2 rRNA genes are annotated in these 1,084 nt (G+C 46.5%); both read right to left on the bottom strand.

Features of this window, described 5'->3' with window-relative positions:
• A 23S ribosomal RNA gene (locus M3210_RS19985) occupies window positions 1-519 on the bottom strand; the annotation flags it as partial.
• Between the two features lie 448 nt (window positions 520-967).
• Window positions 968-1,084: ribosomal RNA gene (locus M3210_RS19990) — 16S ribosomal RNA — on the bottom strand; the annotation flags it as partial.

The following is a 1,084-nucleotide window of genomic DNA, read 5'->3' on the forward strand; positions in this document are numbered from 1 at the left end:
CTTTCCCTCACGGTACTGGTTCACTATCGGTCACTAGGTAGTATTTAGCCTTGGGAGATGGTCCTCCCGGATTCCGACGGAATTTCACGTGTTCCGCCGTACTCAGGATACACTCCGGAGGAAACTCCTTTTCGATTACAGGGCTGTTACCTTCTATGGCTGATCTTTCCAGATCGATTCATCTAAAGAGTTTCTTTGTAACTCCGTGTGGAGTGTCCTACAACCCCAGTAAGCAAGCTTACTGGTTTGGGCTGTTTCCGTTTCGCTCGCCGCTACTTGGGAAATCGCATTTGCTTTCTGTTCCTCTGGGTACTGAGATGTTTCAGTTCCCCAGGTCTGCCTCGTATATCCTATGTATTCAGATATACGTACTGTCCCATTACGGACAGTGGGTTTCCCCATTCGGAAATCCTCGGATCAACGTTTACTTACAACTACCCGAGGCATATCGGAGTTAGTCCCGTCCTTCATCGGCTCCTAGTGCCAAGGCATCCACCGTGCGCCCTTATTCACTTAACTAAGTTACAGTAAATAAAGCTTACATTTTTGCCTATTGGTCTTAATAACCAAGTTTAATCTAGCTTCAGCTCCAAGAAACTCCCGTCATAAGCAATGGTCTTCCAAACGCTGACGCGTTTTCCATACCCTTGCTTATGCGTCCGTTTCTGAACAGTCGCTTCAGCCTTTTATTTGATGTCGTTGTTACTCTTATTTAGTTTTCAAGGTACAAGCAGAGAGATTTGCTCCCTCAAAACTGAACAAACAACACAGTATGTTTCATCTAACGAAGTTAGATGTTCCGAAAATAGTCTAGCTCCGGCGACCAGCAACTAGCAAACTTCACACCCTTCCAATCGATAAGTCAACATCAGCTCCCTATGGTCGCTGTGTTTCCTTTATCTCATTCCAGAGTGTTCCAGTTTGTATGTTGCTAAACGGTCGCCTACGCCTTCTTATATATCCTTAGAAAGGAGGTGATCCAGCCGCACCTTCCGATACGGCTACCTTGTTACGACTTCACCCCAATCATTAGTCCCACCTTCGGCGGCTGGCTCCAAAAGGTTACCTCACCGACTTCGGGTGT

This window comes from Oceanobacillus luteolus (assembly GCF_023715655.1).
Lineage (GTDB): Bacteria > Bacillota > Bacilli > Bacillales > Amphibacillaceae > Oceanobacillus > Oceanobacillus luteolus.